General features: G+C 59.1%; 24 protein-coding genes. 7 read left to right on the forward strand and 17 right to left on the reverse strand.

Annotated elements, in window-relative coordinates; all coding sequences use genetic code 11:
* Window positions 1-266: 266 nt before the first annotated feature.
* A complete protein-coding gene (locus tag QC823_RS09530; protein ID WP_309656112.1) occupies window positions 267-587 on the reverse strand; it encodes a cupin domain-containing protein in 321 nt (106 codons plus the stop codon).
* Window positions 588-637: 50 nt separating this feature from the next.
* Here QC823_RS09530 and QC823_RS09535 point away from each other — a divergent pair, with 50 nt between their 5' ends.
* The 4 genes from QC823_RS09535 (at window position 638) to QC823_RS09550 (ending at window position 4,596) form a co-directional block, all read left to right on the forward strand.
* Window positions 638-1,261, forward strand: a complete 624-nt coding sequence (locus QC823_RS09535; protein ID WP_309656113.1) for a rhomboid family intramembrane serine protease — start codon at window positions 638-640, stop codon at window positions 1,259-1,261.
* Between the two features lie 357 nt (window positions 1,262-1,618).
* Window positions 1,619-2,671 (forward strand): type 2 periplasmic-binding domain-containing protein, encoded by a 1,053-nt coding sequence (locus QC823_RS09540; protein WP_309656114.1) that lies wholly within the window; start codon window positions 1,619-1,621, stop codon window positions 2,669-2,671.
* Window positions 2,672-2,755: 84 nt separating this feature from the next.
* A complete protein-coding gene (locus QC823_RS09545) occupies window positions 2,756-3,271 on the forward strand; it encodes a TRAP transporter small permease subunit (protein ID WP_309656115.1) in 516 nt (171 codons plus the stop codon).
* 20 nt (window positions 3,272-3,291) lie between these two features.
* Window positions 3,292-4,596 carry a TRAP transporter large permease gene (locus tag QC823_RS09550; protein ID WP_309656116.1) on the forward strand — a complete coding sequence of 435 codons (1,305 nt, stop codon included), beginning with the start codon at window positions 3,292-3,294 and terminating at the stop codon, window positions 4,594-4,596.
* 140 nt (window positions 4,597-4,736) lie between these two features.
* Here the strand turns inward: QC823_RS09550 and lhpI are convergent, their stop codons facing one another.
* The 5 genes from lhpI to uraH all read right to left on the reverse strand — a co-directional run bounded on the left by lhpI (window position 4,737) and on the right by uraH (window position 9,130).
* Window positions 4,737-5,681 carry a bifunctional Delta(1)-pyrroline-2-carboxylate/Delta(1)-piperideine-2-carboxylate reductase gene (lhpI, locus tag QC823_RS09555; protein WP_309656117.1) on the reverse strand — a complete coding sequence of 315 codons (945 nt, stop codon included), beginning with the start codon at window positions 5,679-5,681 and terminating at the stop codon, window positions 4,737-4,739.
* A 231-nt stretch (window positions 5,682-5,912) separates the two neighbouring features.
* Entirely contained in the window at window positions 5,913-6,680 is a 768-nt protein-coding gene (locus tag QC823_RS09560; protein ID WP_309656118.1) for an AraC family transcriptional regulator, read from the reverse strand.
* Between the two features lie 115 nt (window positions 6,681-6,795).
* Window positions 6,796-7,521, reverse strand: a complete 726-nt coding sequence (locus QC823_RS09565; RefSeq protein ID WP_309656119.1) for a GntR family transcriptional regulator — start codon at window positions 7,519-7,521, stop codon at window positions 6,796-6,798.
* A gap of 11 nt (window positions 7,522-7,532) precedes the next feature.
* Window positions 7,533-8,732 carry a urate hydroxylase PuuD gene (locus tag QC823_RS09570; protein ID WP_309656120.1) on the reverse strand — a complete coding sequence of 400 codons (1,200 nt, stop codon included), beginning with the start codon at window positions 8,730-8,732 and terminating at the stop codon, window positions 7,533-7,535.
* Window positions 8,733-8,773: 41 nt separating this feature from the next.
* Window positions 8,774-9,130, reverse strand: coding sequence for a hydroxyisourate hydrolase (gene uraH / locus QC823_RS09575; RefSeq protein WP_309656121.1), 357 nt, complete (start codon window positions 9,128-9,130; stop codon window positions 8,774-8,776).
* A 96-nt stretch (window positions 9,131-9,226) separates the two neighbouring features.
* On the opposite strand from uraH, the gene uraD reads away from it, so the two are divergent.
* The gene (gene uraD, locus QC823_RS09580; protein ID WP_309656122.1) at window positions 9,227-9,769 is read left to right on the forward strand and encodes a 2-oxo-4-hydroxy-4-carboxy-5-ureidoimidazoline decarboxylase; all 543 of its coding nucleotides are present in this window, start codon (window positions 9,227-9,229) and stop codon (window positions 9,767-9,769) included.
* Here uraD and guaD read toward each other — a convergent pair.
* From guaD to xdhA, 4 genes are read right to left on the reverse strand one after another with little or no spacing between them, the layout of a single operon-like run.
* A complete protein-coding gene (guaD, locus tag QC823_RS09585; protein WP_309656123.1) occupies window positions 9,766-11,103 on the reverse strand; it encodes a guanine deaminase in 1,338 nt (445 codons plus the stop codon). The two genes, uraD and guaD, sit on opposite strands and share 4 nt — an antisense overlap.
* Before the next feature lie 2 nt (window positions 11,104-11,105).
* On the reverse strand, window positions 11,106-12,017 hold the full coding sequence (gene xdhC, locus QC823_RS09590; protein ID WP_309656124.1) for a xanthine dehydrogenase accessory protein XdhC: 912 nt from the start codon (window positions 12,015-12,017) through the stop codon (window positions 11,106-11,108).
* On the reverse strand, window positions 12,014-14,509 hold the full coding sequence (gene xdhB / locus QC823_RS09595; RefSeq protein WP_309656125.1) for a xanthine dehydrogenase molybdopterin binding subunit: 2,496 nt from the start codon (window positions 14,507-14,509) through the stop codon (window positions 12,014-12,016). The genes xdhC and xdhB overlap by 4 nt, the downstream gene beginning before the upstream one ends.
* Window positions 14,493-15,980 carry a xanthine dehydrogenase small subunit gene (xdhA, locus tag QC823_RS09600; protein ID WP_309656126.1) on the reverse strand — a complete coding sequence of 496 codons (1,488 nt, stop codon included), beginning with the start codon at window positions 15,978-15,980 and terminating at the stop codon, window positions 14,493-14,495. Before xdhA ends, xdhB begins: the two co-directional genes overlap by 17 nt.
* Before the next feature lie 100 nt (window positions 15,981-16,080).
* On the opposite strand from xdhA, the gene QC823_RS09605 reads away from it, so the two are divergent.
* On the forward strand, window positions 16,081-16,740 hold the full coding sequence (locus QC823_RS09605; protein ID WP_309656127.1) for a TetR/AcrR family transcriptional regulator: 660 nt from the start codon (window positions 16,081-16,083) through the stop codon (window positions 16,738-16,740).
* Between the two features lie 168 nt (window positions 16,741-16,908).
* On the opposite strand, the gene folK is transcribed toward QC823_RS09605, so the two are convergent.
* Window positions 16,909-17,358 carry a 2-amino-4-hydroxy-6-hydroxymethyldihydropteridine diphosphokinase gene (gene folK / locus QC823_RS09610; protein WP_309656128.1) on the reverse strand — a complete coding sequence of 150 codons (450 nt, stop codon included), beginning with the start codon at window positions 17,356-17,358 and terminating at the stop codon, window positions 16,909-16,911.
* Window positions 17,359-17,542: 184 nt separating this feature from the next.
* Here folK and QC823_RS09615 point away from each other — a divergent pair, with 184 nt between their 5' ends.
* Window positions 17,543-18,301 (forward strand): SDR family oxidoreductase, encoded by a 759-nt coding sequence (locus QC823_RS09615; protein WP_309656129.1) that lies wholly within the window; start codon window positions 17,543-17,545, stop codon window positions 18,299-18,301.
* A 93-nt stretch (window positions 18,302-18,394) separates the two neighbouring features.
* Here QC823_RS09615 and ybiO read toward each other — a convergent pair whose 3' ends face one another.
* From ybiO to serA, 6 genes are all read right to left on the reverse strand, one after another.
* Window positions 18,395-20,722: a mechanosensitive channel protein gene (ybiO, locus tag QC823_RS09620; RefSeq protein WP_309656130.1), complete on the reverse strand. Its 2,328-nt coding sequence runs from the start codon at window positions 20,720-20,722 to the stop codon at window positions 18,395-18,397.
* Between the two features lie 92 nt (window positions 20,723-20,814).
* On the reverse strand, window positions 20,815-21,243 hold the full coding sequence (locus QC823_RS09625; RefSeq protein ID WP_309656131.1) for a YqaA family protein: 429 nt from the start codon (window positions 21,241-21,243) through the stop codon (window positions 20,815-20,817).
* Window positions 21,244-21,249: 6 nt separating this feature from the next.
* The gene (locus tag QC823_RS09630; protein WP_309656132.1) at window positions 21,250-22,071 is read right to left on the reverse strand and encodes an IclR family transcriptional regulator; all 822 of its coding nucleotides are present in this window, start codon (window positions 22,069-22,071) and stop codon (window positions 21,250-21,252) included.
* Window positions 22,072-22,197: 126 nt separating this feature from the next.
* On the reverse strand, window positions 22,198-22,989 hold the full coding sequence (locus QC823_RS09635) for an enoyl-CoA hydratase (RefSeq protein WP_422823644.1): 792 nt from the start codon (window positions 22,987-22,989) through the stop codon (window positions 22,198-22,200).
* A 17-nt stretch (window positions 22,990-23,006) separates the two neighbouring features.
* On the reverse strand, window positions 23,007-23,972 hold the full coding sequence (gene trhO / locus QC823_RS09640; RefSeq protein ID WP_309656134.1) for an oxygen-dependent tRNA uridine(34) hydroxylase TrhO: 966 nt from the start codon (window positions 23,970-23,972) through the stop codon (window positions 23,007-23,009).
* 121 nt (window positions 23,973-24,093) lie between these two features.
* On the reverse strand, window positions 24,094-25,338 hold the full coding sequence (serA, locus tag QC823_RS09645; protein WP_309656135.1) for a phosphoglycerate dehydrogenase: 1,245 nt from the start codon (window positions 25,336-25,338) through the stop codon (window positions 24,094-24,096).
* Window positions 25,339-25,494: the final 156 nt, after the last annotated feature.

Consider the following 25,494-nt stretch of genomic DNA (forward strand, 5'->3'; position numbering starts at 1 on the left):
CGTCGTTCGATAGCCTCAACGCGCCCACCATGCAGACGTAAAGCGCTAAATAATGGCCCTACCACTGCCGCGATGAATGAGGCGGGTTAAAGGGTGTCTACAGGCGGCGCCCACGAAGGGGGCTTCGCTCACGTTCCATTGTATACAACAATAAAGGCCATCACTCCCCGCTTCGTTTTGCGTATTCAAATGCCCGCCGCCAACGGAAGGCGCCGCGGTGCAATCCAGGGGCGCTACGGCAGCTGGGATCGATTGATCGTCTAAGTTCACGCTTTTGGATAATGCACGGCCAGCCAGACGGTTGGCCGTGCAGGGTGGGTCCATTTGACGCGATGTTGGCAGCGGGCGGGGATCATCAGATGATCGCCCGCTTTAAGGTGCGCGTCTTCGCCATTCGCAAAGGCCACCACGGCCTCTCCCTCAAGCACCGTCACCCATTCGTGCCAATCTTGATCGTACCAGCCGCTAACCGGCGAGGATTGGCCGTGAGAGACGATTCGCTCCACCCGAACGCCCTCTTCATCGACAATATTCTCAAACACCTCCGCGTCGCGGTTATCAGGAAGGTCTTGCAGAATGTTTCGCATCGGTCTTCTCCTGCTACCCTAGAATCCACTGTTTCCCCGGAGGTCTAAAAATGTTGGATTTGAGTCAAACCCCCGTCACTTTGCTACTGCTTGGTGTCAATATTCTCTTAAGCCTGTTTGTATTGATGCGTCAGCCGGCCCTTCTCGATCGCCTGAGCCTTGTACCGGTGCGCGTGCTGCAAAACGGCGAAATTTATCGATTAGTAACGGCTGGCTTCGTGCACGTCAACGGCACGCATCTGCTGGTCAACATGATCACTCTCTACTTCTTCGGCCCCTGGATGGAGATCACGCTAGGCTCGGCAGCCTTTCTGCTGCTCTACTTCGGTGCCGAACTCGCGGCCCACGGGGTTTCCCTGGTCATCCACCGGCGCAATCCGCGCTATGCGGCAGTGGGCGCCTCGGGCGCCATCAGCGGGGTGCTCTTCGCCTTCTGCCTTTATGAGCCCTTCCGGCTACTGTTTTTGTTCTTTGTGATTCCCATCCCCGCTATTGTCTTTGCCATCGGCTTTGTCATTGTCTCGCTAATAGCCATGCGCCGGCAGGCAGGCCAAGTCGGCGGATTCGCCCACGAGGCTCACCTCGGCGGCGCGTTAGGCGGTGTGGTGATCGCCATTGCCCTTAACCCAGCGGTGCTGCCGGCATTGCTGCAGACAATAACGCTTAACGGGTGATGTCAGGCGCCCACCCGCGCGCCTTACGCGTAGATCGACTCCATGCTCAGGTGACGATATCTCCAGCAACAGCGGCTGGGTATAGATTATTCGTAGCGGCTGCAAAGCCTGAGCACCTCCCCACTCGCTCGTCCTCAATCACGCCATGCATCACAGGAATACCGTTTTGCTGACTGAGCGATGACTCATCCAACCGTTTTTATGCGTTGAGCTTGCTCACTTCTGAGGTTCAGCATAATACTTCTGAGTTTGGGCCAAATGCCGTACACGCGAAGGTGGTAACTTCAAAAAAAAACGATAACTATAAGAAATGGTCAGCGCACACACTTAGAACGCTCCGTTAATGAGGAAACCACTATGTATAACGTAAATAAAATCGCCCTAGCAGTTGGTCTAAGTATTGGCGTGTCCGCCACTGCCGCCGCAGCAGATATCAATTGGCGTATGGCAACGCCCTGGAGCGGTGGCCCGTGGCTTGAGCGCGATGCGCAGATGTTTGCTGATCGCGTTAGCGAGCTCACCAACGGCAAAATCGCTATCGAAGTCTACCCAGGCGGCACACTCGGTAGCGCACTGCGTGTTACCAACACCGTTACGTCTGGAGTTGCCCAAGTTAGCCATAACTACATTAACTATGACTATGGCACCGACCCCACTACCGCTTTGTTAGCAGGGCACTCCAGCGGCCTAACGCCGGAAGAGTTCATGCTATGGATGTATGAGGGCGGTGGTGCATACCTTTACGAAGAGTATCGTCGTGAAGTATTCGATGTCGTCGCGTTCCCGTGTGCCATTCTCGGCACCGAGATTTTCCTTCACTCTAATAAGCCGGTTAGAACGCTTGAAGACTTCCAAGGGCTGCGGCTGCGGACCTCTGGCGCATGGGCAGAAATTGCCTCTCGCTTAGGTGCTTCTACGGTCGTCATGGCGGGTAGCGATATCTACAGCTCTCTAGAGCGAGGCGTGATTGATGCGGCCGAGTGGGGTAGCCCTGAAATGAACCGACCGACAGGGTTTCAGGAAGTCGCGCAGTACGTGATTACCCCTGGCGTTCACCAGTCCGGTGGTTTTCTTGAGTGCCAGGTGAATAACGACACCTGGGAAGAGTTAACGGAGCAAGACCAAAGCATGCTGCGTCTTGCCGGTAAATTGTCGGTTTTTGACACCTGGCTTGCGAGCTCGTTTGCTGATCTTGAGGCCTATCAAGCGTTAGTTGACGGCCCTAATGAGATGATCGAACTGGATCAGTCCTTCATCGATGCCATCTATGAAGAGACAACCAAGTGGGAAGATGAGTATGCCGCTGAAAACGAGTGGTTTGCCCGGGTTCTCGAATCTCAGCGCTCCTTTAAAAACGACATGAACAGCTGGTCGGAATATCGACTGCCCATTGGTGTCATGGGCCGTTAATACCCACTGTTACAACACTCAGAGGGGCCTCAACGGGCCTCTCTTTTGTTTGTTGTTATGTCCCTGACCCGTTGAGACTCCCTCATGAAACTAATCCGATCCATAGAGGCGCTAACTCGCTTTGCTGGCTGGGTGGGCGCGCTCCTCATTCTTCCTTTAATAGGTGCATTGATCATTGAAGTATTTAGCCGCTACGTAGTCGGTAGGCCAACAGTATGGGCCTTTGAAGTGAGCTACATGGTAATGGGGGCAATTTTCATGCTGGGTATGGCCAATGCATTGCGTATAGGCCAACACGTTAGCGTCGATATTGTCACGCTAAAGCTGAGCCAGCGTGCCAATGCGGCCATTCGCACGATAGGGTACGTGCTATTTCTGCCCGTATTGGCGTGGCTGGTATGGGAGCTATCCAAGTATGCACTGTCTGCTTTTGAAACCAATGAACGCTCAGGTCGTTCCGCTTGGAACCCGGTGGTTTGGCCGATATTCACGGTATGGTTCGTGGGATTTGCGCTCCTAGCACTACAGGTAGTGGCTGAGCTTCTAAAATCACTATGTTTGCTAATGGGTAAACATCCAACAGAGGAGTCAGCCGAATGAGTAGCTACCTTTCGTTGTTGATGTTCCCTGCGCTGATAACCTTAATTATTGCGGGTTTTCCGATCGCTTTTTCAATGATTTTGGTAGCAACCGGCTTTGGCATTATCCAGTTTGGTGATGTTGCCGCTTATCAGTTGTTGACCAAAATCGAAGATACGGCGTCTAACTCAATCCTTGCGGCCGTACCGCTGTTTATCTTTATGGGGGCAATGCTTGAGCGTTCAGGCATCGCCGAGCGCTTATTTGAAGCGATTCATATGTGGACGCGCCGTCTGCCTGGTGGGTTGGGTATCGGAGCCATTATTTTGGGCACACTGTTTGCCGCTTCTAGCGGTGTTGTAGGGGCAACGGAAGCGGTCATTGGTATGCTGGCCATTCCCGTTATGCTCAAGCATCAATACAGCAAAAGCCTGATGTCAGGCACTATCTGTGCTAGCGGCTCATTGGGAACGGCGATACCACCGTCGATTACCGTCGTAGTTCTAGGCCCTGTTGCCGGGGTGTCGGTAGGTTCACTGTTCAGTGGTTTGCTGATCCCAGGTTTCTTAATGGCGTTGATGTTCATGGCCTATATCATTGGGGTTGCGTACTTCAAGCCAGAGATGGCGCCACGCATTCAAGATCAAGAGCCGGATATTGCGCTCGGTGAAAAATTGCGCATTACATTGGTGGCGTTAGTGCCGACCATGCTGCTGATTTTTACCGTGCTGGGCACTATTCTGTTGGGTATGGCCACCCCCACAGAAGCGGCCGCCTGTGGTGCTTTGGGTGCAGTTCTCTTGGCGGCGGCTTACCGAAATTTGACTGTCTCTGTCCTTTCGACATCAGCCGTGAAGACCGTCAATATTTCCGCGATGATCCTGCTCATTGTGTTAGGTGGCAGTATGTTTGCTGGGGTATTTTTTGCCTCAGGCGGAATGGCGACGGTTCAGGCATTGCTGATGGACACCGGCTTAAGCCCATGGATGATTTTAGGCATGATTCTGCTGATTGCGTTTATTGCCGGGTTTGTGCTGGATTTGATCTCGGTGGTGCTTATCATTATCCCTGTGGCGATGCCCATTGTAAGAATACTGGGCTTTGATGAGATCTGGTTCTGTGTTGCGTTCTTGGTGGTCCTGCAAACCAGCTATCTAACCCCGCCATTGGCACCGGCAATATTCTACTTAAGGGCGATCACTCCTCCAGAAGTGACCCTCAAGCATATGTATAAAGGGGTTGTGCCCTTTATCCTAGCGCAATTGGTGGTGTTAGCGCTGGTATTAGCGTTCCCACAAATCGCGCTGTGGTTGCCGGATGTCATGGGAGGCCCTTCCTGGCGCTAGCGACCCATTAGCGACGCGCCTCGCACAGCACGATTCTCACGCTGCGCGAGGCGCGACCACTACTGCGGGTATTAAAGGCGCGGCTATTAAAGGCCTTAGCATCAGGCCAAGTGGCCGCCCTTGAGCAGGCAATTCAGCCTTTAGCTCGGTGAGCGGGGTAGCGACTCCCACAGTTCAATGGCGGCGGCCAGGTCTTCTAACGACGCACCGACGGATTTAAACAAGGTTATCGCATCTTCAGAAGTGCGCCCTAGTTGGGTGCCTGATAACACTTCCTCTAGCTCGCCACGGATCTCGTCAAAGCGAAAGCCCTCTTCCTCAATGGCTTGCAGAATATCCCCCGCTTCGCCTTTGGCCCCGGCGTAGGTGTCCACAAACACATCGGCACGGCGCAAGCACTCTGCGTCGGTTTCGCGCATTTGCGGCCGAAACGCACCAATTAAATCCAGGTGCGTTCCTGGCGTCAGCCATTCGCCCTTGATAATCGGTTGGGTTGAGAGCGTCACACAGCTCACGATATCCGCCTCTGCGACGGCGGTGGGTAACGACTCCACCACCTGCGTGTCAAAACGGTCAGCGTACTCGTCGGCAATCGCAGCAGCCTTGCTCGGGTTGCGCCCCCAAATCAGCACCCGTTTGATAGGCCGAACGCTGGCGTGGGCTTCGATCACCATCGGCGCCAGCTTGCCCGTTCCCACCACCAGCAGCGTCTCTGCGTTCTCATTGGCTAACGCTTGAGCGGCCAATGCCGAGGCAGCGGCTGTGCGGCGGCGGGTTAATTCGCTGCCGTCGATACAGGCCAACGGTTGGCCGTGCTTGCCTTCGCTAAGCAGGTAAAGCCCCGAAATAGCGGGCATACCGTGATCGGCATTTTGCGGAAATACGTTAACCATTTTGACGCCGATATAGCCTGCTGCCTCCCAGGCGGGCATCAGCAGCATGGTCGCTTCGCCATCGGGGCGGTGCATGGCGTGGTGGTGACGCGGCGGGGACTCAACCCCGTTCACAAACGTATGATGCAACCGGCGAATCACGCCCTTCCAACTAAGATAACGTGCCACATCTGGCGCGGAAACAACCTGCATGGCTTAGCCCTCCCGCCATGCCACATCGCCCCGAGAGGGCTGATAGGACGGTATGTTGTTGGCTAAAGTCAGCGCGTGAAAGCGGTGACAGTCTGGATAAGAAGCGCCCATTGAGAGATCTCCAATCATAGTGGTAGACATTGGAGCCTACGACGATGCAAAACCGCGTGCTTGCCCGAAACTATGACAAATTTGCCCGGAAATCAGGAAGACAGGGGGGGCAAGCGCAGCTTATCTTTCAGAAGAAGGGGAAATCGCAAAGTAGCGCCGGTAGGCTCGGGAGAAGCTGCCCTGGTCGCGAAAGCCAACCAACATGCCAATATGCCCCAACGTCAGCGTGCTGTGACGAACGAGCGTACGCGCATGCTCTAAGCGCCTGCGTTGCACATAAGCCAACGGTGTCAACCCGGTTAGCTCGCGAAAGCAGCTATGAAAATGCCCAGGGCTTAAGGCACAAAGGGCGGCTAACTGCTCAACACGCACTTCATCCGCTAAATGCTGGTCTAGCCAGGCATCCACACGCGCTAAGTCCAGCCGTTCGCTGATACAACGGACACCCATCTGACCTGTCGCTTGCTTCGACGTATCTTGCAGGTACATATAAAGTGCCCGCAACAACAGCACGGCGATCTCATTTTGCAACGCCGGGCACTGTTCAAGCTGATGGGTAAGCGCATGGGTGAGCTGGTTCAATGCAGGAGGCACCGTAAAGAAACGCGGCTTATCGAATAAGCGCTCAATCTCACTGCCTTTTTCCAGCGTGGCTAAGTGCTGTACGGGAATATCCAGCACCAGCGTTCGGTTGCTGCCATCGCCCTGATACTCGTGATGGCGCGAGGAGGGGATCAAACATCCCCGACGAGCGGTCACTCGCTCTCCCTGGCCTTCCATGGCAAGCTCTGTGACACCACACGTCGCCAGAATCAGCTGGTGAAAATCGTGGGAGTGCGCCACATGTTCTGGGGCCAAATTGCGGCTATTCAGCTCAAACTGGGCCATGGGCATACCGTTAGGTTGGTTCTCAACAACACCATTTACTATAAAACGGTTGCGCTAAAAATAACCAGCACGCAATAAACTATTAACTAACGCAACGCCACACAGAAGTAACGCGCTAGCGCATAGCGCCCTTACCCCCGAATATCTGCTGCAGATCGGGTGCGCTATCGTCTTCTTCGACCATGGATAGCGACGCTTCAATCGCTTTCAAGTGGCGGCTCATAAAGGCTTTGGCCCGCTCGCCGTCATTTGCCTCTAGGTAGCCAATCAAGTCATCGTGGTCGTGGGATTCGCAGCCTAAATGGCCACGCTGACCGTAAACGGCAAGGATCAGCGACGAGCGTGAGCAAAGCTGCTCAACAAACGCCGCTAGCGTGGTGTTCCCCGATAGCCGCGCCAGGTGAACATGAAAATCCGCGGAGAGCTTAATCGCCGCACTGCGCTCACCGCTGCGTAGCGCTTCCCGCTCTCGGCGGGCCATCTCGCGCAGCACGGCCGCCTCGTTTGGCTCCATTTGGCGCGCGACATCGGGCATAAGGCCGCACTCTACTAGCTGGCGAGCGTCGAACACGTCTTTGGCTTCCTCCGCCGTTGGACGCGTCACGCTGGCCCCGCGCCGCGGGGTTAACGTGACCAACTGCTCCAGCGCCAGGCGCTGAAGAATCTTGCGCACCCCGGTGCGGCTGACGTTAAACACCTCGGCCAGGGCATCTTCGCGCAACCGCGCGCCGGGCTTTAAGCGCTGCTCGATAATCGCGTCGCTCAATGCCTTATAAATTGGCTCGTGGCGCGCTTCGCCTTTTTTTTTCACCAAATGTGGTGCTCCCTGCGCATCGTTCATCGTGGCTCCTATTACTTCTCCCAGGCCGCGATGATATCGCGCTCCTCGGCGGTCATGTTAGTGACGTTGCCAAGCGGCATGTAATGGTTACCCACGACTTGCTGAATTACGCTCTGCTGGCGCTTGATCGCCTCCCAGCTTTCAAACGCATAACCCGCCGGCGGCGCATTAAAGCCCGCGTGCTCGGGGTCGCGAGCGTGGCACTGCACGCAGTGCTGCTCGATCACCGCGCTCACCTGCTCGCGGCCCGGCGCTTCACCCTCCCCTGCGGGTGGGCCTGAAGCGCTCGGCGCGCCAACCCAGAATGCCAGGACGATCAATCCCGCCCCGGCCACTAGGTAAAGCGGCTTTTGCTGGCCTGCGTGCATCAGCACGAAGAACTGGCGAATCACCGCGCCGGCGAAGATCAGCAGCGCCATGACCACCCAGGCCATCTCATGCGAATACAAAAACGAGTAGTGGTTGCTGACCATTAGCAGCACCACCGGCAGGGTGAAATAGGTGTTATGCACCGAGCGCTGCTTACCGCGTTTGCCGTCGAGCGGGTTGGGCGCCTCGCCTGCCTTCATGGCCTTCACCATGCGCCGCTGCCCAGGGATGATCCAGAAGAACACGTTGGCCGACATGGCCGTGGCCATCACCGCGCCGGTGAGCAAAAAGGCCGCGCGCCCGGTGAAAAGCTGGGTGCTCAGGTACGCCACCACCACTATCATGACCGCCACGGCGAGGCTTAGCAGGCCATCGCGCTCCATGTTGGGGCTGATACGCTTGCACAGTTCGTTATAGACCACCCAGCCGCCAAGCAGAAATGCCAACGCCAACAAGTTAGCCTGCCAGCCACTGAGGCTCGCCGCCCACGCCCAAGGGCTATTGGCATTCACCAAATAAAATGCCGGGCTTGCCATGTACAGCACCACGAACAGGCCAAAACCGGTGAGCCAGGTAGTGTAGGCCTTCCAGAACGACCAGTGCAGGTCATTGGGCAGTTTGGCGGGCGCGGTGGTGTATTTCTGGTTGTGGTAAAAGCCGCCGCCGTGAACGGCCCACATTTCGCCGAACACGCCCTTGTCGCGGTCTTCCGCAGCCTTGGGGGCTCGCAAGCTGTTATCCAGCATCACGAAATAGATCGACTCGCCAATCCACGCAATGGCCGCAATCACATGCAACCAGCGCAACAGCAAATTGACGACATCACCGATGTAGCCGTACATGGCGCTCTCCCTTTACGCGTCGTCTTTCGTTATTAACGACATTAGCTGCCGCGATAGGTGGTGTAGCCGTAAGGCGAGAGCAAAAGCGGCACGTGGTAGTGCTGGCTGGCATCGGCGACGCCAAACCGCAGCGGAATCATATCCAGAAAGCGCGGCTCAGACGCCCCCTCGTGATGGCGACGCAGGTAGTCGCCGGCGTGAAACACCAGCTCATACTCCCCCGGCGTGAACGCCTCGCCTTCCAGCAGCGGGGCATCGCAGCGGCCGTCATCATTGGTGGTGACACTGGCGAGATGATCGCGCTGGGTACCCGACAAGCGATATACATCGATGGTAATGCCCCTGCCGGGGCCGCCTTTCGCCGTGTCCAGCACGTGCGTGGTGAGATAACCCGTCATAATTAACCTCGTCTGCTATTAGCCTTAAAAAGTATACGTTTTGGTATTTTATTGTATACGATAAAATACCTGACCGCGCCGCCAAAGGAGACCCTCATGGCTACCCATACGCCCACCAACGCACTGTTATCACCGCGCCCTAGCGAACTTGGCCGCGAGGCGTTTGTCACCCACTACGGCGATATTTTTGAACACTCGTCTTGGGTCGCCGACGCCGCCTGGCACGCGGGGTTAACCGCTACCCACGACACCCCCGACGCTTTAGCCGAGCACATGGGCGAGCAGCTCAAACAGGCAGCGCCGGAGCAGCAGATCGAGGTGATCCGCGCCCACCCTGATCTGGCCGGCAAGGCCGCGATGCGCGGCGAACTCACCGCCGACTCGACCCAAGAGCAGGCCGGCGCCGGGCTGGATCAGTGCTCTCCCGAGGAGTTCGCTCGCTTTGAACAGCTCAATAACGCTTACAAAGCGAAGTTCGATTTCCCGTTTGTTATCGCCGTCAAAGGGCTTGATCGCCACGCGATTTTGGCCGCCTTTGAGCAGCGCCTGAACAACGACCCGGCGAGCGAGCGGCGCACGGCAATTGCGCAGATTATTCGCATCGCCACGCTACGCCTGCGCGCACGCGTCGACGGCTAGCGCCGATGCTGGCAGTGGCCGTTGGCCCAGGTTTCAAAAATTGCTCGGTCGTCGCCGAGCATCATCAACGCAAACAAACGCTCGGCGAGGCTTTCACCGCGCGCGGTGCGCCGCGCGAGTAGCGGCGTCGCGGCCAAATCCAGCACCACGAAATCCGCCTCCATCCCTTCGGCCAACCGGCCAATGTTAGCGTCAAGCGAAAGCGCCTGTGCGTTGCCCAGCGTTAGCGAATAAAACCCCTGCCACGCGGTCAGCGCCTCCCCGCGCAGCTGGCCCACTTGATACGCGGCTTTAAGCGTCGCCATCCCGGAAAGGTCAGTGCCGGCACCGATATCGCTTGCCACACTCACCCCAAGCCCCGCCTCACGGGCGGCGCGACGATCAAACAAGCCGCTGCCCAGAAACATATTGGAGCTGGGGCAGAAGGCGATATTAGCGCCGCGCTCGGCCAGGCGGGCGCGCATGCCGTCGTCCAGGTGAATACCGTGAGCAAAGGTGCTGCGCGGCCCCACCAAACCCGACTGCTCGTAGACGTGCAGATAGTCGCGGCTTTCCGGGAACAGCTCGGCGACCCAGGCGATCTCGCCGGTGTTTTCGGCCAAATGCGTCTGGAGCCACAGGCTTGGGTCGCTGCGCAAAAGCCCGCCGGCGCCGTCGAGCTGCGCGCGGGTGGACGTCGGCGCGAAGCGCGGTGTCACGCTGTAGCCGAGGCGCCCCTTACCGTGCCAATCCGCGATCAACCGCTCGCTGTCGCGAATACCGCCAAACGTGTCCTCGGTGAGCGCTTCGGGAGCGTGGCGGTCCATCAGCACCTTGCCGGCGAGCATGCGTAGGCCGCGGCGCTCGCTGGCGGCAAAGAAGGCGTCAATGGAAGCCGGGTGGCTGGAGCCAAACACTTGCGCCGTGGTGGTGCCCACACGCAACAGTTCCTCAAGAAACGCCTCGGCGATGGCGTCGGCGTGCTCGCGCGCGGCAAAGCGGCACTCTTCGGGGAAGGTGTAGTCATTAAGCCAATCGAGCAGCTGGCGCCCAAAGGAGGCCATGATGTCCAGCTGCACGTAGTGCACATGGCTATCGATAAACCCCGGCATGATCAGCTTGCCGCGATGGTCGATCACCTCGATGCCCTCGGGCAGCTGGGGGGCAAGGCGCGCGTAATCCTCCACGGCGCGAATGCGGCCCTTGTCGATCCACAACGCACCATCGGCTAGATGGCGCACGCTACCCGGCAGCGGCGTATCGCCCTCGCCGGGGTCGGCGTCAAAACTTAACAGTTCGGCGCGCAGCACAAAGGCGCCGTTGCGGGGAGCAGTGAAAGCGTCAGTAGCGGTCATGGTTAGGTTTCGTCAGCGTTAACAGAAGGAGTAGAAACAGAAGGAGTAGAAATATAAGAGGGAGAAAACAGCGGCCGCAGCGCGTCAGCCGATAAGCCGCGTTGCTCACCGCGTTCAGGGCGTGCCACACACGGTAAAAGCTCGGCGACGGCGGCCAGCGCGATGGCGTAAGGGGTTTTGTCACCACCCGTCGTTTTTTCACCGTTTGGGCCGCTTGCCATGCCAATAGGGCAGCGCACCTTGGAAAGCGTCGCCTCGTCATGGCCTGCGCGGTGGAGCCAGCCGCGAAAGCTTGCCCACTTGCTTTGCGAGCCGATCAACCCGATCGAGGCGCAATCGCCGCGCGCAAGCAGCGCGTGGAGTAGCGCGCGATCTTCGCCGTGGTCGTGGGTCATCACCAGCGCATGCACCCCGGCGGGCAGCGGCGCAGCGTCCGGGTCGTCTGTGTGATGGCAACTTAAGCGCGGTTGCTCAGCGGCCCACCCGGGAAAAGCCGCTTTGCGGCTATCAAACCACAACATGCGCCAGCCCAGCGGCGCGGCAAGCGGCACGATTTCACGCCCGACGTGGCCGGCGCCAAATAGCGCCAACGTCGTGAGGCTACCCGGAAAGACCTCAATCAATACGTTCACAAAGCCGCCGCAGCACTGGCCGCTGCGCCCTCCGAGCGAAAACGCTTCAAGCGACATCCCCGTCTCGCCTGCGGCGAGTTTCTCGCGCGCGGCGGCGATGGTCTGCCACTCAAAGGTGCCGCCGCCCAGGGTATCGAAAACCGTATCTTCAGTGATCACCATGCGCGCCCCCGGCTCCCGGGGCGTGGAGCCGGCGCTGGTCACTTGCGTTGCCAGCACGTGGGGCAGGCCCTCGCGCTGCAGCCGGTGGAGCGCGGCGTGCCAGGTGTCGGCGGCGTTCACGTTGTCTCCTGGGCGCGCAGTGCCTCAGCGGCGAGCAGCACGCGTTCCGGCGTGGCCGGGGTATCCAGGCGCGGCGCCTCGCGATAACCGGCAAGGCTGGCTAAGGCATCGCGCAGCGCCGACCACACCGAAATCGCCAGCATAAACGGCGGCTCGCCCACTGCTTTCGAGCGGTAGATACTCGCCATGGAATTGGGGTGGCCTTCCATCAGCGCGACGTTAAACACCGGCGGCAGATCGCCAAACGTGGGGATTTTATAAGTCGCGGGGCCGGTGGAAAGCAGCTGCCCGGCGTCGTTCCACTTGAGCTCCTCGCTGGTCAGCCAGCCCATGCCCTGGATAAAACCGCCCTCGACCTGGCCGATATCAATCGCCGGGTTCAGCGAATCCCCCACGTCGTGGAGGATATCCACCCGCGTGACCTGGTATTCGCCGCTTAAAGTATCGACGCTGACTTCCGAGACCGCCGCGCCAAAGGCGTAATAATAGAAGGGGTTGCCCTGGCCGACGCTGCGGTCGTAATGGATCAGCGGCGTGGCATAGAAGCCCTTTTCCGAGAGCGATACACGGCCAAAATAGGCCGCCTGAACCAGCTCGCCCCACGGGATGCGCTGCTCGCTCTCGCCATACCCGGCGATGAGGTAGCCCGCTTCCAGGCGCATATCGTCGCTATCCGCGCCCTGCCCTGGAAAAAAGTGATCCGCGGCGAAATCAAACAGGCGCGCTTTGAGCTTCACGCTGGCATCGCGCGCCGCCTGGCCGTTAAGGTCCGCCCCGCTGGAGGCGGCGGTGGGCGAGGTATTGGGCACCTTGTCGGTGCGCGTGGCGCTGATACGCACCACGTTGACATCCAATCCTAGCTCGCGGGCCACCACCTGGGTGATTTTGGTGTGCAGGCCCTGGCCCATTTCGGTACCGCCGTGGTTGATCATCACGCTGCCGTCGGTGTAGACGTGCAATAGCGCCCCGGCCTGATTGAGGTGTTTAGCAGTGAACGAGATACCGAATTTCACCGGCGTCAGCGCCAAGCCCTTTTTGATCACGCTGCTTTGTGCGTTGAAAGCGGCGATTTCCTCGCGACGCGCCCAATAATCGCTGCTTGCTTCCAGCTGCTCGACCAGCGTATGCAGCAACCCCGTCTGGTCCACCGGTTGGCCATAGTGGGTAATGTCGCGGCGGGTCGTCTGATGATCTTTGCGGTAGAAATTGCGCTTGCGCACCGTGAGCGGGTCTTCGCCCAGGTGCCTTGCGATGTCGTCCATCGCCGCTTCGATCGCCATCATGCCCTGGGGGCCGCCAAAGCCGCGAAAAGCCGTGTTCGAAGCGGTATGAGTGCGCGCCCGGTGGCCGGTGACGCGCGCCGCGCCCAGTGAGTAGGCGTTGTCGCTGTGGAACATGGCGCGGTCGACGATGGCGTCCGAGAGATCCGGCGAGTAGCCGCAATCGCCAATCACCGTAATCTCGCCACCCTGAATTATGCCGTTTTGATCCACGCCCAGCCGGTAGCGATTATGGAACGGGTGGCGCTTGCCGGTGGCGCGCATATCCTCGCTGCGCGGCAGGCGCACGCGCGCGGCGCGCCCGGTACGACGACAGAACAGCGCAGCAATACACGCCCAGGGCGAGGCTTGGGTTTCCTTGCCGCCGAAGCCGCCGCCCATGCGGCGTACTTCCACGGTTACCGCGTGCAGGGCAATCCCCAGCACCTCGGCCACCAGTTTTTGCGTTTCGCTGGGATGTTGGTTCGAGGTGTGAACCACCACGCCCTCATCTTCGGTGGGCGTCACCAAGCAGGCCTGGCCTTCCAGATAAAAGTGCTCCTGACCGCCAACAAACTGCTCGCCTTCGATCACGTGCGCGGCATCCGACAGCGCCTTTTCCCAATCGCCGCGCTGCTGCACGTGGGTGGGCCGCACGAACTCGCCGCGCTCGGCGGCGGCCACGGCGTCAAGGCTTGGTAGCTCGACATCGACGGTGATCATATTGGCATCGAACGCGGCCTTAACGGCTTCCCGCGCCGCGCGATAGCTCTCGGCGGCCACGGCAAACAGCACCTGCCCGGCGTAGCTGATCTCTTCCTCGACGAAAATCGGGTCGCCGGGAAACACCGGGCCGATATCCGTATGCCCCGGCACGTCGTCCAGGCCGACGGCATCGACCACGCCGGGCAGCGCCCGAATGCGGGCCAGGTCGAGGTGGGTCAAACGCCCGTGGGCCACCGGAGAAAGCCCCAGCGCAATATGCAGCGTATCAGCGGGCGCCTTGAGATCATCGATATAAGCGGCGCGGCCGGTAACATGCTTGACCGCGCTTTCGTGGGCTTGAGCGTGCTGGTGAACGTGCCGATGAGGCGGCGCCTCCACGGTATCGCGCGCTAGCGGGCCGTCACCCTTGATGCGCCCTGCTTGTTCCTCGCGGGCAGCGGCGGAATCGTCCCCCACATCAGAGGCAGCCTCTGGGTCCAACGGGTTCAACTTAGTGAGCGTACGCATTGAGCATCACCTCCTCGGCGGTGTCAGTGGCGGTCACCACGCGGCGCAGCCGTTCCAGCAAATTGGCGGCGGCTAACTGGCGGTAATCAGCGCTGCCGCGTACATCGCTCATGGGCGAAAACTCATCAAGCAAGGCCGCGCGGGCCGCCGTGAAAGCCGCCTCGGTGGGGGCTTGGCCCTCCAGTGCGGCCTCGGCGATATACGCGCGCTTAGAAATGGCCGCCATGCCGCCAAAAGCCAGCCGCACCTCGCGCAACACGCCTTCTTCCAGGCGCCAATGAAAAGCCCCCAGCAACGCGGAAATATCGTCTTCCCGGCGTTTGGAAAGTTTCCACACGTTAAGATTTCCCGTTGGCTCAGGGTGAGGCAAAAAGATGGCGCGGATCACCTCGTTCTCGCGCAGGGCAGTTTTTTTATAATCGAGGAAGAACGCATCCAACGCCAGCTCCCGCTCACCCTCGGGGCCGGCGAGCAACAGCCGCGCGTTTAGGGCGAGCAGCACCGGCGGGGTATCGCCAATCGGCGAGGCGTTGGCGATATTGCCGCCGAGCGTGCCGCGGTTGCGAATCTGCGCCGAGCCCAAGCGGTGAAGCAGATGGGCAAAGGCGGGGTAATGTTCGTCCAACAGCGGCGCCAACCGGGAGTAGGTCACCGCCGCGCCGATCCACCACCCTTCGCGCCCATCGTCTAACGTGGCGGTTTCGATACGCGAAAGCTCGTCGACGCGACTGACATCGATCACGCCGTCATAGCGCGTCAGGTTCTGGGTGACGTTTAGCCACAGGTCGGTCCCGCCGGCCACCAACGGCGCGTCAGGGAAGCGCACCCGCTCGGCAAGCAGCGCGGCCAAGGTGGTCGGCTGGAGAAAGCGCTCGCCGGGTGGTGTACTATCGGTCTTTACTGCATCAGTCTTTACTGCATCCGTCTGTGCCGTGTTCATCGGCGCCAGCGCCTGGCGCCACCACGCTTGGCGCGGCGCCGGGTGCTCGCTCATGGTCAAAGCGGCGTCGCGGATCGGCCGGTAGCCGGTGCAGCGACACAGATTGCCACCAAGCGCGGCTTCTAAGCGCTCGGGGGTTAACGGCGCGGGGGTCGCGGTTTGCGCCTCGTGCAGGGTGAACAGCGACATCACAATCCCAGGCGTGCAGAAGCCGCACTGGCTACCGTGGCAAGTGACCATCGCCGCCTGCGCCGGGTGCAGGGTATCCCCATCGGCCAGGCCTTCGACCGTCACCAGTTGGCGGCCTTGCAGCTGATGGGCGGGCATGATGCAGGCGTTTGCACTATGGTAGTGCATTTGCCCGGCGGCATCGGGTTCACCGATGGCCACGGTACAGGCGCCGCAGTCGCCGGAGGCACAGCCCTCTTTGGTGCCCGTCTGGCCGAGCGTGTCGCGCAAAAGTTCGAGCACGCTGGTATCGGGCGCGGCCGCCACGCTGCGCGGCTGACCGTTTAGGTGAAAATTGATCATGGCATTAACTCACATGTTGACCAAATGGTCAGGAACATACCCAAGCATGGGTCAGTCCGTATCGCAATGCAAGTCTCGGACCATTATGGCAGGAGCCGATATGTCGCAAGAAAATGCCGCCACGAAAACACCGGTTAAACGCAATGAGGCCACGCGGGCGCGCAACGAGCAGGCCATTCTCACCGCTGCCGAGTGCATTTTCGCCCGCCACGGCTACCGCGGCGCGAGTGTGCAGGCCATCGCAGAGGCGGCGGGGCTGCCCAAATCCAATGTGCTCTATTACATGGGCAGCAAGCAGGCGCTTTATGTGCGCCTACTCGCGCGGATGATGAAGCGCTGGAACGCACTGCTCGACGATATCTCGGTAGAAGATGACCCCGCCGAGGTACTGACGGCCTTCATTCGCCGCAAAATGGAGCTCTCGCGCCGCCACCCGGAGGGCTCTCGGCTATTTGCCGCGGAAATTCTCGGCGGCGCGCCCTTTTTACAAGAGTACCTGCGCGGCGAGCTGCGCGAATGGGTGGAGGACCGTGCGCGCGTTTTTGAACAATGGGCCGAACGCGGCTTAATGGACCCGGTTAACCCAACGTGGCTGATTTTTCTGATCTGGTCGTCGACCCAGCACTACGCCGACTTCGAAGCCCAGGTGCTAGGCATCACCGGCAAAGACGCCCTCGACGATGACGATACCGAAGAGATCACCGCCTTTCTTACCCGCATTGTGCTGAAAGGTTGCGGCGTGCGGGCGAAAAGGGGATAAGAGAAATGCCGAACGCATTTTTTAAAAATTTTAAAAACAATAAGTTAAAATTATCTTTGTATGCTTATGCGGCATTTGTAAAGAGATGACGCGCATGCGCGTTGATTAACTGTTGTAGGTGAAAATTCCAAAACGCTGCATGCTTCAGGCATTAGCTTCAAGTAAGTATTAACGCCCGTCGCTCAGCGTGCGCCCGCTTTCGGCGAGTAGCGCATCGACCGGTTCGCGTACGTAGTCGTGCTGGTAGTAACCATCGTCGACCACCTCGCCATCCCAGGCGACGATATCCAGATCCATCGTCCGTGGGCCGGATTTAATTGGCCCGCGCTCGCGGCCTAGCCGGTCCTCCACGGCTTTGAGATACGCCTTGAAATCCACCCGAGTAAGCGGCGTGGCCACCAGCACCGCGCTATTGAGAAAATCTGGCTGCGCCTGATACCCCACCGGCGTGGTGAGAATGGGCGTGGTGTGGGCGATTAGCTCGCACTCTTGGTTAAGAATCTCGATCACCTGCGCGTAGTGATGTTCGGGGTCGATGTTCGAGCCCACCGAAATCACGCACTCGTGCCGCGGCGGCGTAGCCATTGAGGTGGGAGACGTCGCTGAAGCGTGAGGCATAAACACATCCTTGGCTTGGCCGGATCGTAGTGTTGGCTTACTAGCCTAGCGTTTCCTCTTTTTTGTGCAAGCCCTGTTTGTGAAAGTACTGTACAACTTATTGACAATAGCCACGCGCCCGCAGACAGTAGCGGTCTACACAATACACTATCGTGACGAGGACATTTGCCATGAGGACACTGACATGAGCGCCCACGCCGCACTGGTGACCGGAGGCGCTACACGCTTAGGTCGCCACTTTGCCGAAGCATTGGCGGATGCCGGCTACGATATCGCCCTTCACGTCAACAGCTCGCGCCATGAGGCCGACGAGGTCGCTAAAGGCATTCGTAAGAAAGGCCGCGCGTGCGAGGTCTTCGCCTGCAACTTTTTAAGCGATGCCCCAGAAGACGATCTTGGCCTGTTGATAAGAAACGTCAAAGCGCGCTTCACAAACGTAAGTGTGCTGCTTAACAGCGCCTCAGCCTACGAGCCCGCGACGCTCGCCAAAACGGATTTAGGCATGCTGGAAACGCAGTTTCGCGTCAACATGTTCACCCCGCTTTTGCTCACACGCCACTTTGCCAACGTCGTTGATGAAGGCTGCGTGGTCAATATCATCGATAACAAAATCGCCTACCACCAGTACCCCTATGCGGCGTATCTATTATCCAAAAAGAGCTTGGCCGAGATGACCCGCATGGCGGCATTGGAGTTTGCCCCGCGCATCCGCGTCAACGGCATCGCTCCCGGCGTGGTGCTGCCCGCTTCACAGCGGACGAGCGACTATATTCAGTGGCGCATTGAGGGCATTCCGGCCAAACGCCAAGGCGATCCGGAACACCTCGTGGCCGCGCTTCATTACGTGCTGGATAACCCCTTTGTGGCCGGGCAGATTTTATTTGTCGACGGCGGCGAATCGATCAACGTCGAGGGGCGCCACTCGGAAAACTATCCCGGCTAATTGTTTAGCTTAACGCGCTCTTTAAGCCCCAAAACAAACCGGGCCGCCCCTGAGGGCGGCCCGGTTTGTCTGGCGAATACAACACCTAACGCATTAGGTGGCTTCTTCGTCGGTGGGTTTGGTGTGGTCTTCCTCGGCGGATGTCTGCACTCCCTTATTTGGGTCATCGTGGCTGATCGCTTGGGAGGACGTGCGATCCCCCTGGGCCTGAAGCACCCGCACATTCGCCGCCGGGGAGTTGCCTTCCTTGTCCTCGCCGAAGTAGAGCGTGGTATGCGGGAACGGAATTTCGATTCCGGCCTCGTCAAAGCGTAGCTTGACCAAGCGGTTGTAGGCGCGGCCCACGGCCCACTGGTCGCCCGGCGTGGACTTGATCACCACGCGGATATTCACCGAGCTATCCGCCAGCGCCGTGACGCCGGCCACGGTAAGGTCATCCAGCAGCTTATGGCCGTGCTCTTCACTGGCTTTCAAGTCTTCAAAGGCCAGCTTGAGCTGATCCACCGCATCATCGATGCTCTCACGGTAGGCGATGCCGTATTCACCCACGTGGTTGCCGTATTCGCGCATGTAGTTGGACACGGTGTCCACGCTTGAAAACGGTATCAGGTGGAAGGTGCCGGAGAGATCGCGAATCCCCACCGAGCGAATGCTCAACTTCTCGGCGGTGCCAGTAATACCGCCCACCGTGACCACGTCGCCGGTATTCATGGCGTTTTCCACCTGAATAAAGATCCCGGTGATGACATCCTGCACCAACTTCTGGGCACCAAAACCAATCGCCAAACCAAGCACACCGGCACCGGCGATCAGCGGGCCGATGTTGATGCCGATTTCGGACAAAACGATCATGCCAGTGATGGTCACCATGGCAATCGCCAGCGCGTTACGGAACAGGCTCAGCAGGGTTTTGGCCCGGGCGGACGGTTCGCCGTAGCCCGTTTCCGGGTTGAGCTTGTGCTCAATCAAGCTAGCCAGCCCCAGCCAGATCCCCAGCGCGAAAATCAGAATCACCGCGACGCTGGTGAGATTCCCGACGAGGTTGGCGCCGCTCTCAGACGCGTACCACGTCGCCAAATCAAAGGCGCCCCAGGCATCGAGCACCACCATGATCACCGCAATACCGATCACCGTGCGTAGAACCCGCAGGGCGTTGGGGACGTAGCTATTCAGGCGCTTTTCCAACAGCGGTAGCTTGCGACGCAAATCCGCCGAAAGCGTAATCCGCCGACCAATGGTCTGAGTGAGAAATGACGAAGCCAAAAGCCCAACCACCACCGCCACCAGCGTTTTCAACGTGGCAAACATCACAAAGGGCAGCGCATCACCGGGGCGCGTAAGCGTAAGCACAAACACCACCAAAAAGTAGAGCAGTGCGAACAGATGCCAGCTGCGTGCAAAGAGCTGCAGCGACACGCGGCTAGCGGTAAAGCTGGCGTTGGCAGACATCGCGGTCAAGTTGTCGCGCAGGCGCGCGCGGTTTTTCAAAATCACTGCCACGGCATAAATAAACGCGGCCACCATGATCAAGGTGCCCAGCGCCTGGCCGAGGGCGGGCGCCACGTAGAAGTTCACCAGCGGCACAACCACCATCAACCCGTAGCCGACCATCCCGACAAGGCGCGCCAACCAGCGGTTCCAGTAGGAAGCCTCGGGCGCGGAAATCGGCAGCAACCGCAGCCCTTCGTAGCGCGACGAGAATAGCATCCGCACCGCGGCTTTGATCAGCTCAATCACCAGGAAGGCATTAAGAAATAGTGACGCGCGCGTGGAAAGTTCCCCGCTCTCGCCAACCGCAAAGGTGGCGATGAGGTTACCGCCGACATAAGCAAAGGAGACGATCAGGACATCGACCAACGCGGCCACTGCGACGCACACAATCAACCGCAGTACCGGCGTTAACCCGGTGCCATTTTGCGACCAGAGGCTAATCTTGCCGAATAGCGGTTTGCACAGCCGGCGAAACAGCGTAAACAGCACAAAGGTGGCGAGAATCACCAGCCCTAAGTTAATCGCCGCCGTGGTGAATGCTGACAGTTCAAACGTGCTGGCACCGGCGCCGCTGAAGAGGTCGCTGACAATGGTCACCGACTGCTCCAACTGCCCGCCCACGTCATTCACCACACGGCTGGTAAGCTGGGCTAGCTGGCGCGGCAGCGACACCTCGTCAGGCGCCATCTCGCTGCCTTGCGCGGCTTCACTTTCCAGCTCGCCAGGCGCCTGCGTTGCTTGGTTACGCAGCAGATCAATCAGCTCCTGGCGCGACTGTTCGTTTTCCAGCAAGTCGGCCAAATTCGTTAAAGAGACTTCACCACCATTGCCCGCTTCACTAGCGGTTTGTGCCATTGCCGGTGTCACCATCAGCGCTAAGAGCGCCAATAGCCAAACGCTAAGCCAGGGCAAGAGTCGTAATCGCGTCACACTGCTTCCTCCTTATTGAGTCGTGTTTATCGAGACACGGTTTGCGCGGTAGACTAACACGCTGTTTGGCGAGCTTCGCGCCCTTAAAGGGTCTAGCATAGAGGCACAAGCCATGTCTGTGCCAGAACCAGCACCAGGGCGTAGCGCGTACCCTTCGCCAGCAAAATCCATAAAATGGCGCGCCACCAGGGCAGGCGAAACACGCCAGCCAGTACGGTAAGCGGGTCGCCAATCACCGGCACCCAAGAAAGCAGCAGGCTGTATTCCCCCAGGCGGTGATACCAACGCTCGGCGCGGGCAAGCCCTTGCGGGGAGGCGGGAAACCAACGGCGGTCTTGAAACTGGCGGGCATAACGCCCAAGCGCCACGTTGATTAAACTGCCCAGCGTATTGCCCAACGTGGCCACTACCCACAGCGCCAGCGCCGGCTCATTCAGGCACCACTGCCGCGCCAGCCACACTTCCGAGCCACCGGGCAGCAGCGTGGCGCTCGCCAACGCAATAAAAAAGAGGCTAAGCAAGGATCACTATGCCGGCACGTGGCCGCCTAGTTGCGCGGTAATTTCCGCCGCGGTGGCCTGCACCAAACCACCGAGCTCTCGTAACCGCGTTTCGGGAATGCGCGCCATGGGGCCGGAAACGGAAATCGCCCCCAAAGGGCTGCCATGCTCGTCGTAGATACAGGCGGCAACACAGTGCAGGCCAATGGCATGTTCTTCGCGGTCACAGGCAAAGCCATCGGCGCGCACGCGGACCATCTCGTCTTGCAGCGACGCCGTCGTGGCGAAGGTATTGTCGGTCACTTGCTCCAGCTCGCGGCCTTCAAGCAGCTGCGCGCACTCATCGGCGGGCATCCCTGCCAGCAGCGCTTTGCCCACGCCCGAGGCGTGCAGCGGCGCTCGCGAGCCCAAGCGCGTGATCATGCGCATCATCTGGGGGGATTCGTGCTGGGCGAGAAACACCACCGTGGCGCCATCGCGAATGCCGAGGTTAGCGGTTTCACCGGTTGCCTGGGTTAAACGGCGCAGAAACGGGCGGCTGGTGGCGACAAAGTCCCGCGCTTCGAGAAAGCTATTACCAATACGGAAGGTTTTAACATCGATGCGCCACAGTCCCTGCTCGTTCTCCTGGGTGACAAACCCCTGGCTTTGCAGGGCCTGCAGCAGCCGATGGGTGGTCGAAGGCGCGAGCTCCGCCATCTCCGCCACCTCAGAGAGCGAAAGCCCGCGCGGGCTTTGCGACAGATACGCTAAAAGCGTTAACCCGCGTACCAACGATTGACTATGACCACCGCTTGCTTTGGTCGCACTCGCCGGCCGCCCGGCGGCTTTGCGCTTAACCTCGCTCACCCTAGAGTCTCCTAACGCTGCAAAAGCGAGAGGATAACGCGCTTTGGCGCCGGCTGTCGCGTTTACGGAAACGCTTTCCAGCTTTTAAGACCGCCTCCAACACACGCGCAGGCAGTTTGGCGCACGCTAGCGGTGCTTCCACTCGGGCGGGCGTTTCTCAATAAACGCATCAATGCCTTCGGCCACGTCGTCGGCGAGCATATTGCACGCCATGGTGTCGCCAGCATAGGCGTAGGCCTCATCGAGTGGCATGGCGAGCTGGCGGGCAAACATGGCTTTGCCGGTACGCACCGCCACCGCGCTTTTCGCCCGGATACTGTCGGTCAACGCGGTAAGCGCCTCATCCACGTTATCGTCTTCGGCGACGCGGTTGATCAAGCCCCACTCCGCGGCGGTGTCGGCGCTGATAAACTCACCGGTTAGCAGCATTTCCATCGCTCGCTTGCGCGGCACATTGCGCGACAGCGCCACCGCCGGCGTCGAGCAGAAAAGCCCCACGTTGATGCCAGACACGGCAAAGCGCGCGCTTTTGGCCGCCACCGCCAAATCGCAGCTCGCGACTAGCTGGCAGCCGGCGGCGGTCGCAATGCCTTGCACCTTGGCAATCACCGGCACCGGCAGATTCACGATCGACTGCATCACCGCGCCACAGCGGGCAAAGAGCGTCTGATAGTAGGCTTTATCGGGGTTGGCGCGCATCTGCTTTAAATCGTGCCCGGCGCAGAAGGCCTTGCCTTCGGCGGCGAGCACCACGCAGCGCACGCTGTCGTCGGCTTGGATCTCGTCAAGTGCGCCTTGTAACGCATCGAGCATGGCCTCGGAAAGCGCGTTGAAGCTTTTCGGGGCGTTGAGCGTCAAGGTGACAACACCTTGGTTATCGTCGCGTGTTACCAGCGATTCAGCGGTTGTTTGCGTCATTGTCATTGTTCTCTCTCCTATCGCTTAGCATCGCGCGGGTCGCGCCCAAGGGGGTGCGGCTTGCCGCGCGCGATGGCTAACTCAATCTGGCGTTGGCGCTCACGCGCCGCCGCACGGGTTTTTTCCGGCAGCGAATCAATGCAGTGCGGGCAACTGATGCCCGGTTCGTAATCCGGCGAGCGCATGTCCTCAGCAGAAATCGGCCGACGGCAGGCGTGGCACTGCTCAAATTCGCCTTCGCTTAAATCGTGGCGCACAGTGACGCGGTTATCAAACACAAAGCATTCGCCGCGCCACAATGACTGTTCTTCCGGGACTTTTTCCAGGTAGTTCAGCACGCCGCCTTTCAAGTGATACACCTCGTCAAAGCCCTCTTTGAGCATAAAGCTGGAGGCTTTTTCGCAGCGAATGCCGCCGGTGCAAAACATGGCGACTTTTTTGTGCCGGGTGGGATCATAATGCGCGCGCACGTAATCGGGGAATTCGCGGAACGTCGCCGTTTTGGGGTCAATCGCGCCTTCAAAGCTGCCGATGTCGACCTCGTAATCGTTGCGGGTATCAATCACCAGCACTTCTGGGTCGGCAATGACGTCGTTCCACTCTTCGGGCTCGACGTAGGTGCCGACCGTATCGTTAGGATCGATCCCCGGCACGCCAAGCGTCACGATCTCTTTTTTGAGTTTGACCTTGGTGCGGTAAAAGGGCATCTCGTCGCAGTACGACTCTTTATAATGCGCCGCGTTATGGGGAATATCACGCAAGCGTGGGTCGGCGGTAAGCCAGGTAAGCAGCGCCTCCACCCCCGTGCGAGACCCCGCGACGGTGCCGTTAATGCCTTCTTTTGCCAACAGCAGCGTGCCTTTGACGCCGTTATCCAGCATGGTTTGGCGCAGCGGCTCGCGCAGCGCTTCAAAGTCATCGAGCGTGACAAATTTGTACATCGCCGCGACCACTATGGGCGACGCTTCGGTGGGGTGTGGCATGTAAAACTCCTGGTTGTCGCCCCCGTAAAGGGCGGACCATTAACAACGACGACGCCCCACATCAGCGGGGCGTCGAATACGACAACAAAAAAGACTAAGCGTTGAGCCGTTTTGCGCCAAGCTAGCTATTTTGCGCCGAATAAAGTACGCGAATTTTCAGCGTGTGCGTGACTTTCTTCAAGGCTTCAAGCGCCTGCGGGCCGTAGGCTTTGTCCACGTCGATGACCACGTAGCCGACTTTTTCGTTGGTCTGCAGGTACTGCCCAGAGATGTTGATGCCGTTTTCCGACAGCACGCGGTTAATCTCGGAGAGCACACCCGGCACGTTATCGTGGATATGCAGCAAACGGTGTTTATCCGGATGCGCCGGCAGCGCCACCTCGGGGAAATTCACCGAGGTCACAGTGGTACCGTTATCGGAGTAGGTGATCAGCTTCTCGGAGACTTCGATGCCGATGTTCTCCTGCGCTTCCAACGTCGAGCCACCAATGTGCGGGGTCAAAATCACGTTGGGCAGACCGCGCAGCGGGCTTTCGAACTCTTCGTCGTTGCCTTTCGGCTCGACCGGAAAGACGTCGATCGCCGCGCCGTTGAGCTTGCCGGCTTTTAGCGCTTCGGCCAGCGGTTCAATTTCCACCACGCTGCCGCGCGAGGCATTGAGTAAAATCGCCCCCGGTTTCATCGCCGCGATCTCTTTCTCGCCGATCATCCAGCGGGTCGAGGGTAAGTCCGGCACGTGCAGGCTCACCACATCGGCGCGCGTCAGAAGTTCTTCAAGACTGCCGACCTGGGACGCGTTACCCATGCCCAGTTTTGAAATGACATCGTAATAAATCACGTTGAAGCCGAGCGACTCCGCCAGCACGGAAAGCTGCGCGCCGATGTTGCCGTAACCCACGATCCCCAGCGTTTTGCTGCGCGCTTCGTGAGAGTTTTTGGCTGATTTCAGCCAGCCGCCTTCATGAGCGCGGGCATTCTTTTCGGGGATACCGCGCAGCAACATGATCGCTTCGGCCAGCACCAGCTCGGCCACCGAACGGGTGTTGGAGTAAGGCGCGTTAAAGACCGCAATACCGCGCTTGAGCGCCGCATCAAGGTCGACCTGGTTGGTCCCGATACAGAAACAGCCAACACCAACGAGTTTCTCCGCCGCCGCAAACACACGCTCGGTGAGCTGAGTGCGTGAGCGAATGCCGATGAAGTGAACGTCGCGAATCTTCTCGATCAGCGCGTCTTCATCTAACGATGTCGGCAGGTGCTCGATGTTCTCGTAACCTGCGTTATGAAAATTGTCCACCGCGCTTTGGTGGACGCCCTCGAGTAGCAGGATCTTGATCTTGCTCTTGTCCAGGGACGTTTTAGCCATGGCTGAATCAACCTCATTGGTCGGCGCTTGCGCCGTGTATCGGTTCACGAAAGGCCCGTATACTAGCATAGCCACGGCGCTCGCGCCGGGCGGCACGGATGAAAAGTCTACGCGCTTGGCATGAACGCGATGCATCCACCCGCCTATTTAACGACA

Origin of the sequence: Vreelandella vilamensis (genome assembly GCF_031451755.1) — a bacterium.
GTDB lineage: Bacteria > Pseudomonadota > Gammaproteobacteria > Pseudomonadales > Halomonadaceae > Vreelandella > Vreelandella vilamensis.